The sequence below is a fragment of the Angustibacter speluncae genome, from assembly GCF_054777815.1.
The window spans coordinates 1-7275 of the sequence record NZ_BAAHAF010000014.1 but is presented as its reverse complement, the minus strand read 5'-3'; the positions used below and the strand labels follow the sequence as shown (position 1 = coordinate 7275).

The window sequence follows — 7275 nt, the reverse complement described above, 5'->3', positions numbered from 1 at the left end:
ACGACCGCGCTGGCCGGCACCCGGGGTGGGCGGGGGGCGGTCCGGACGCTCGTCCCCGCCCCGTCGCTGCGCACCGTGCGCAGCCGCCCGGGCGCCTGAGCCGGCGCGGTCAGCCCGCCGCGGGGCGGTCGGTGCACAGCCCCAGCCAGTGGCCGAACGGGTCGCGGGCCAGCGCCCACCAGCCGAAGTCGTCGCTGATCAGCGCGCGCTCCCGCTCGACGGTCCCGCCCGCCGCCACCACGGCCGCCAGGGCCGCCTCGAGGTCGGGCGCCTGGAAGTAGACCCGCACGGCGGGCTCGGCCGGCACCGGCGCGTCGCTGCGCTCGAGCGCCGCGAACGGGCGCCCCGAGGCGTCCAGGAGCATCACGTACTGCTCCCACGGCTGGGCCGTCGCGCCGAAGACGGCGGTGTAGAACGCGGTCGCGCGCTCGAGGTCCGGCACCTGGATCTCGTACCAGGCGACGGATCCCTCGACGGGTCCCTCGACGGGTCCGGTCGCCCGGGTCGCGTGGGTGGCCTCGGGGCTGCTGGTGCTGGTCATGGTCGGACCTCCTGGTCGGCGCGCGGGCGGTCGCCCGCGCTCTCACCACCCTGACGCGCGGGGCCCGCTCCGATCGACGGACGGGCGGAGCTCAGTCGACGACGTCGAGCGCGAGGTCGAGCACGGGGCTGGAGTGGGTCAGGCCGCCGACCGACAGGTAGTCGACGCCGGTGCGCGCGTACTCGGCGGCGACCTCGAGGGTGAGCCCGCCGGTGGCCTCGATCTCGAGCCGCTCGTCGGTGGCCGCGCGGGCCGCCTTCACGGCGTCGGCCAGCGTGGGGGCGTCGAAGTTGTCGCAGAGCAGGAACCGCGCGCCGGCGCCGACGGCCTCGACGGCCTCCTCGACCGTGGTCACCTCGACCTGCACCGGCACGTCCGGGAAGGTCGAGCGGACGGCGTCGACGGCCGCGGTGAGCGACCCCGCCGCGAGCTTGTGGTTGTCCTTGACCATCGCGACGTCGTACAGGCCCATCCGCTTGTTCGTGCCGCCGCCTGCGCGCACCGCGTACTTCTCCAGCGCCCGCAGGCCCGGCGTCGTCTTGCGGGTGTCGAGCACCATCGCGCCGGTGCCCTCGAGCGCCTCGACCCAGCGCCGGGTGTGGGTGGCGACGCCGGAGGCGCGGCAGACCAGGTTCAGCAGGGTGCGCTCGGCCATCAGCAGCACCTGGGTCGACCCGGTGATGCGGGCCAGCACGTCGCCGCGGACGACGGCGGTGCCGTCGCGCACCAGCGGCTCGAGCACCGGGACGTCGACCTGCAGCCGCCGCGCGACGTCGGCCAGCACCACGGGCACCAGCGGCAGGCCGGCCAGCACGCCGTCGGCGCGGGCCACCACGTGCACGGTGCGCCGCTGCTCGACCGGGATGGTGGCCTGGGTGGTGACGTCGCGCCCGGGGTTGCCGCCGAGGTCCTCGGAGACCACGTAGCTGACCATCGCGCCGACCCACTCCGGCGACAGGTCGGCGGCCTCGAGCTCCTCGACCGTGCCGACCGGCCAGCCCGGCCCGTCGCCGGGGCGGCGCAGCACCGCCTGCGGTGACACGGAGTGACGTCCCATGCGGCGCAGTGTGCCACCGACGGCCCACCGTCCTGGCGCCCCGCGGCGACGCCCGGCCGTTTCGTCCTGGTCCGTCCCGGTCGGACCGCCCGTTCGCCGCACCCGCGGCTCACCCGGTGGGGGGACGGTCAGAGCGGGACGAAGCGGGTGCCGACGGTGCCGTCCGGGTCGAGCCGCAGGTGCGTGCGACCGCGCCAGCGGGCGTCGTCGGTGTCCGGGAAGTCGTGCCGGTAGTGGCCGCCGCGGGTCTCCTCGCGCAGCGTCGCGGCGAGGGTGAGCAGGCTCGCGACCTGGTGCAGGTTCGTGGTCTCCCACTCGGCCGTCGACGGCGTCGGCGGGGCGTGGTGGGTGCGCACCCGGGCCAGCGTGGCGGCGGCCGCCTGCAGGCCGGCGGCCTCGCGGATCACCCCGGGTCCGGACGTCGCGGCCTGCTGCACGCGCGGCCGGCGCGAGCCGGGCACGAGCGCGCTGGCGCCCTCGCGCACGACCGGGTCGACCCGCGGCAGCTCACCGGCCTCGACCCGGGCGGTGACGTCGTCGGCGATCCGGTGGGCGAAGACCAGGCCCTCGAGCAGCGAGTTCGAGGCGAGCCGGTTGGCGCCGTGCACGCCGGTGCACGAGGTCTCGCCGACCGCGTACAGCGCCGGCAGCGTCGAGCGCCCCGCGAGGTCCACCCGCACGCCACCGGAGTGGTAGTGCTGCGCCGGGGCCACCGGCACGAGGTCCTCGGCGAGGTCGAACCCGTGCTCGGCCAGGGCCCTGCTGATCGTGGGGAACCGCTCGGCGAGGAAGGTCCGGCCGAGGTGGCGGGCGTCGAGGAACACGTGGTCGCTGGCGGTGGCCGCCATCTGGCGCACGATCGCCTTGGCCACGACGTCGCGCGGTGCCAGCTCGGCGAGCTCGTGCTGCCCCACCATGAACCGCTGGCCGTCGACGTCGACCAGCCGGGCGCCCTCGCCGCGCACCGCCTCGGAGATGAGCGTCTGCTGGCCGCGCGCGCCCGTCCCGAGCCAGAGCACGGTCGGGTGGAACTGGACGAACTCGAGGTCGGCGAGCTCGGCGCCGGCGCGGAACGCGGCGGCCGACCCGTCGCCGGTGGCCTCCTTCGGGTTCGTGGTCGAGGTGTAGACCTGCCCGATGCCGCCGGTGGCGAGCACCACGGCACGACCGAGGGCGGCGCCGACGCCGTCCCGGCTGCCCTCGCCGATGACGTGCAGGCTCACGCCGCACGCGGGCCCGGGGGCGCCGTCGGCGTCCGGGGCGCCGGTGAGCACGTCGAGCACGAGGGCGTGCTCGATCACCTCGATGCCCGGGTCGTCGCGGACCGCCTCGAGCGCCGCGACCAGCGCGCGGGAGATCTCGGCACCGGTGGCGTCGCCGCCGGCGTGCACGATGCGGTCGGCGTGGTGGCCGCCCTCGCGGGTGAGCAGCACCTCGCCGTCGGCGCCGGTGTCGAAGTGGGCGCCCAGGGCGATCAGGTCGCGGATCCGGTCGGGCCCCTCGGTCACCAGCGCGCGGACGGCGTCCTCGTCGCACAGGCCGGCGCCGGCGACGAGCGTGTCCTGCAGGTGGGCGTCGGGGCTGTCGGTGTCGGCGAGCGCCGCGGCCACGCCGCCCTGCGCCCACAGCGTCGAGCCGCTCGACAGCACGGTCTTGGTGACGAGCAGCACCCGCGGCACCCGGCGGCGCACCCGCAGCGCGGTGGTGAGGCCGGCGATGCCGGACCCGACGACGATGACGTCGGCCTCGACCGTCCACCCGGGCGCGGGCGCGGTGAGGCGGCGGGCGAGGTGCAGGGCGTCCACGCGGCGGCCCGTCAGCGCACGCCGGAGGACTGCAGGCCGAACCCGTCGGGCACGTGCCCCGCGTCGTGGCCGACCTCGACGACCCTGTTCTGCGCGTCGACGAAGACCACGTGCGAGCGGTGCTCGCGGGCCTCGCGGTCGTCGACCAGCGCGTAGCCGATGACGATCACCACGTCGCCCGGGTGCACCAGGTGCGCGGCGGCGCCGTTGATGCAGATCTCGCCCGAGCCGCGCTCGCCCTCGATCGTGTACGTCGTCAGCCGCGACCCGTTGGTGACGTCGACGACGTCGACCTGCTCGCCGGGCAGCAGGTCGGCCGCCTCGAGCAGGTCGCCGTCGATCGTGACCGAGCCGACGTAGTGCAGGTCGGCCTGCGTCACCGTCGCGCGGTGGATCTTGCCGTGCATCATCGTGCGCATCACCGGTCTGCTCCTGCCTGCGACGTCGTGCCGGGGCGCGCGCCCAGCACGAGGGGGACGTTGTCGATCAGCCGCGTCGAGCCGACCCGGGCGGCCACGGCGAGCAGCGCCTCGCCCGAGTACCACTCGGGCACGTCGTCGAGCGAGGTCGGGTGCACCAGCGCGAGGTAGTCGACGCGGCACAGCGGCTCGGCGACCAGCACGTCGCGGGCCGCGCGGCGCACCGCGCTCGCGCCCTCCGGCGCCGCCGCCTCGCCCGCGCGCAGCGCCCGCGAGAGCGCCAGCGCGACCTCGCGGTCGACGTCGGTGAGGTAGGTGTTGCGGCTGCTCATCGCCAGGCCGTCGTGCTCGCGCACCGTCGGCACCGCCACGACCTCGGTCGGGAAGTCGAGGTCCTGCACCATCCGCCGGATCAGCAGCAGCTGCTGGGCGTCCTTCTGGCCGAAGTAGGCCAGGTCCGGCCGCACCAGGTGCAGCAGCTTGGCCACCACGGTGAGGACGCCGTCGAAGTGGCCCGGGCGCGAGGCGCCCTCGAGCACCTCGCCGAGGCCGCCCGCGCTCACCCGCACGCCGGGGTCGCCGTCGGGGTAGACGACGTCCGGGCCCGGCGCGAACACGACGTCGACCCCCTCGGCGGCGAGCAGCTCGAGGTCGGCGTCGATGGTGCGCGGGTACTTGGCGAGATCCTCGCCCGCGCCGAACTGCAGCGGGTTGAGGAAGATCGTCACCACGACGCTGCGGGCGACCCGGCGGGCCTCGCGCACGAGGGTGGCGTGGCCGTCGTGCAGCGCGCCCATCGTCATCACGACCGCGACCGGGCCCTCGAGCCCCTCGCGGGCGGTCTGCAGCTCGGCCCGGGTCCGCACCAGCACCGGTGCCCTCGTGCTCGGGGTCGTCACGAGCGCCAACCGTACCCGCGCGGCGGGACGCCCCGCCGCGCGGCGGTCAGCCCGCCAGGGCGTCGAGCAGCTCCTGGGCCTGGGCCGCCGAGATGCGTCCGGACGCGAGCGCGCGCACCGTGGTGGCGCGGGCCATCGCCCGGTAGCCGTCGAGCGCGTCGCCCGGCCCCACCCGCTCGCCGATCTCCCGCAGGTGGGCCTGCACGGTGCCGGTGTCGCCGCGCGAGACGGGGCCGGTGAGGGCGTCGTCGCCGCGACGCAGCGCGCCGTCGAGCGCGGCGAGCAGCAGCGGGGCGAGCACGCGACCCGGGTCGTCGATGCCGCTGCGCGACAACAGGTCCCGTGCCTGGGCGACGAGGGTGACCAGGTGGTTCGAGCCGTGCGCGAGGGCCGCGTGGTAGAGCGCGCGGTCGGCCTCGTCGACCACGACCGGCTCGGCCCCCATCTCGACCACGAGGGCCTGCGCGACCGGCAGCACCGGTCCCGGTGCGGTGACGCCGAAGCAGCAGTCGGGCAGCCGGCCCAGGTCGATGCTGGTGCCGGTGAACGTCATCGCCGGGTGCAGGGCGAGCGGGATCGCCCCCTGGCGCAGCGCCGGCTCGAGCACGCCCACCCCGTGCCGGCCGCTGGTGTGCACGACCAGCTGGCCCGGACGCCAGCCGTGCGCCGCCGCCACGCCCGCGACCAGGTCGGGCAGCGCGTCGTCGGGGACGGTGAGCAGCACCAGCTCGGCCCGCTCCACCACGTCGTGCACCTGCAGCACCGGCACGCCGGGGAGCAGGGTCTCGACCCGCTCCCGGGAGGCCGCCGAGACCGCGCTGGCACCCACGACGGCGTGGCCGGCCTGGCGCAGCGCGCTCGCGAGCACCGCGCCCACGCGGCCCGCGCCGACCACGCCGACCCCGAGCCGGCCGGGGCGGCGGGAGGCGGGTGTCGCGCCAGGCTGCTCGTCCACCCCGCGAGGGTAGGTCCCCCGCTCCCGCTCACCACGTTCGGTGGGCGACCGCCAACTGGACGTGGCGTGCGCGCCTCGCGAAGTGCGCGCTCGCCTCGCCAGGACGGGTCGCGTGGTGGCCCGGCCCGGATAGGGTCGGCGCCATGGGCCGGCACGCACGCATCGCCCAGCTGGCGCGCCTCGACGAGCCCGGCCTGCACGTCGCCGACCTCGGTTGCGGCAACGGCCGCACGGTGCGGCAGCTGCTCGCCTACGAGCCCGCCGTGGTGCACGCCCTCGACCAGGTGTCCGACCTCGACGACGACCTGCTGCACGACCCGCGGGTCACGAGCCGCATCGTCGACCTCGACGAGGACCTGCTGCTCCCCACCGGCTCGCTCGACCGCGTCGTCTCGCTGAACGCCGTCGAGCACCTGGCCGACCCGGTCGCCCACCTCACCGAGGTCCACCGGGTGCTGCGACCCGGCGGCATCCTGGTCCTGGCCCACTCCGACTGGGACACGGCACTGTTCACCTCGACCGACGACGCGCTGACCCGGCGCCTGGTCGACCGGTTCGTCGCCACCGTGCCCACCTGGGTCGAGCGGGCCGACGGGTTCATGGGACGCAAGCTGCCCGCGCTGGCCGACGCGAGCGCCGCACGCGGCGCGCCGTTCTCGGTCGTGCACGTCGACGCCTGGGCCGACCCGCACCGCCGCTTCGACGAGGGATCGCTGGCGTTCAAGGTGGCGATGGGCATCCTGGCCGCCGCGGCCGACGACCCCGACCTCGCCCCGCTCGGGGCCGGCTGGCTCACCGGGCTGGCGAACCTCGCGGCGGGCGACCAGTTCCTGTTCACCGTCACCGACGTCGCCCTGGTCCTGCGCCGGGCGTGAGCGTCCCCTGGGAGCGGGCCTGGCAGGACGCCCTCTACGGCCCCGACGGCTTCTACCGGGCGCAGGCGCCCTCGTCGCACTTCCGCACCGCCTCGCACGCGGCGGCCGACGTGCTGGCGTCCACCCTGGTGGTGCTCGCGCGGTCGGCCGGGTGCGGTCGCGTCGTCGAGGTGGGAGCGGGTCGCGGCGAGCTGCTGGCCGCCCTGCACGCCGCCGACCCCGGGCTCGTGCTCGTGGGGGTCGACCTGGTGCCGCGACCGGACGCCCTGCCCGGTCCGGTCGGCTGGGGCGCGGCGGTGCCGCCCCCGGACGGGCCGACCCTGCTGGTGGCCTGGGAGCTGCTCGACGTCGTGCCCTGCCCGGTGCTCGAGGCGGACGACGGCGGACGCCTGCGCGAGGTGCTGGTCACGACCGACGGCACCGAGTCGCTCGGCGGTGACGCCTCGTCCGCCGACCTCGCCTGGGCCGGCCGGTGGTGGCCCGGCCCGTACCGCCCCGGCGACCGGGTCGAGGTGGGGACGCCGCGGGAGGTCCGCTGGGCCGCGCTGGTCGAGGAGGCGCTCGGGCCGGACGGTCTCGCGCTGGCGGTCGACTACGACCACGTCGCGGGCGCGCGTCCCCGCGCCGGGACGCTCGCGTCGTACCGCGCCGGCTGGCTCGCCGCCGCGGTGCCGGACGGCCGCCACGACGTCACCGCGCACGTGGCGCTCGACGCGGCGGCCGC

8 protein-coding genes are annotated in these 7275 nt (G+C 76.7%); 2 read left to right on the top strand and 6 right to left on the bottom strand.

The window, feature by feature from the left end:
* Nucleotides 1–109: 109 nt before the first annotated feature.
* The 6 genes from ACYVKY_RS01445 to ACYVKY_RS01420 form a co-directional block, all read right to left on the bottom strand.
* Complete coding sequence (locus ACYVKY_RS01445; RefSeq protein WP_460433206.1) at nt 110–541, bottom strand: VOC family protein; 432 nt, start codon at nt 539–541, stop codon at nt 110–112.
* Nucleotides 542–632: 91 nt separating this feature from the next.
* Nucleotides 633–1475 (bottom strand): carboxylating nicotinate-nucleotide diphosphorylase, encoded by an 843-nt coding sequence (nadC, locus tag ACYVKY_RS01440; RefSeq protein ID WP_460433208.1) that lies wholly within the window; start codon nt 1473–1475, stop codon nt 633–635.
* A gap of 251 nt (nt 1476–1726) precedes the next feature.
* Nucleotides 1727–3403 (bottom strand): L-aspartate oxidase, encoded by a 1677-nt coding sequence (locus ACYVKY_RS01435; RefSeq protein ID WP_460433205.1) that lies wholly within the window; start codon nt 3401–3403, stop codon nt 1727–1729.
* 11 nt (nt 3404–3414) lie between these two features.
* On the bottom strand, nt 3415–3822 hold the full coding sequence (gene panD / locus ACYVKY_RS01430) for an aspartate 1-decarboxylase (RefSeq protein ID WP_460433207.1): 408 nt from the start codon (nt 3820–3822) through the stop codon (nt 3415–3417).
* Nucleotides 3822–4721, bottom strand: a complete 900-nt coding sequence (gene panC, locus ACYVKY_RS01425) for a pantoate--beta-alanine ligase (RefSeq protein WP_460433204.1) — start codon at nt 4719–4721, stop codon at nt 3822–3824. Before panC ends, panD begins: the two co-directional genes overlap by 1 nt.
* 46 nt (nt 4722–4767) lie before the next feature.
* Entirely contained in the window at nt 4768–5676 is a 909-nt protein-coding gene (locus ACYVKY_RS01420) for a Rossmann-like and DUF2520 domain-containing protein (RefSeq protein WP_460433203.1), read from the bottom strand.
* Nucleotides 5677–5819: 143 nt separating this feature from the next.
* On the opposite strand from ACYVKY_RS01420, the gene ACYVKY_RS01415 reads away from it, so the two are divergent.
* Entirely contained in the window at nt 5820–6551 is a 732-nt protein-coding gene (locus tag ACYVKY_RS01415; RefSeq protein ID WP_460433202.1) for a class I SAM-dependent methyltransferase, read from the top strand.
* Nucleotides 6548–7275, top strand: a 728-nt coding sequence (locus tag ACYVKY_RS01410) for an SAM-dependent methyltransferase (RefSeq protein WP_460433201.1), incomplete at its 3' end; no start/stop codon positions are given. The genes ACYVKY_RS01415 and ACYVKY_RS01410, both read left to right, overlap by 4 nt.

Excerpts from the sequence above, each read along its gene's own strand:
- ACYVKY_RS01415 (WP_460433202.1), top strand. The coding sequence starts at position 5,820 with ATGGGCCGGCACGCACGCATCGCCCAGCTGGCGCGCCTCGACGAGCCC.
- ACYVKY_RS01445 (WP_460433206.1), bottom strand. The coding sequence starts at position 541 with ATGACCAGCACCAGCAGCCCCGAGGCCACCCACGCGACCCGGGCGACC.
- panD (WP_460433207.1), bottom strand. The coding sequence starts at position 3,822 with ATGCGCACGATGATGCACGGCAAGATCCACCGCGCGACGGTGACGCAG.
- nadC (WP_460433208.1), bottom strand. The coding sequence starts at position 1,475 with ATGGTCAGCTACGTGGTCTCCGAGGACCTCGGCGGCAACCCCGGGCGC.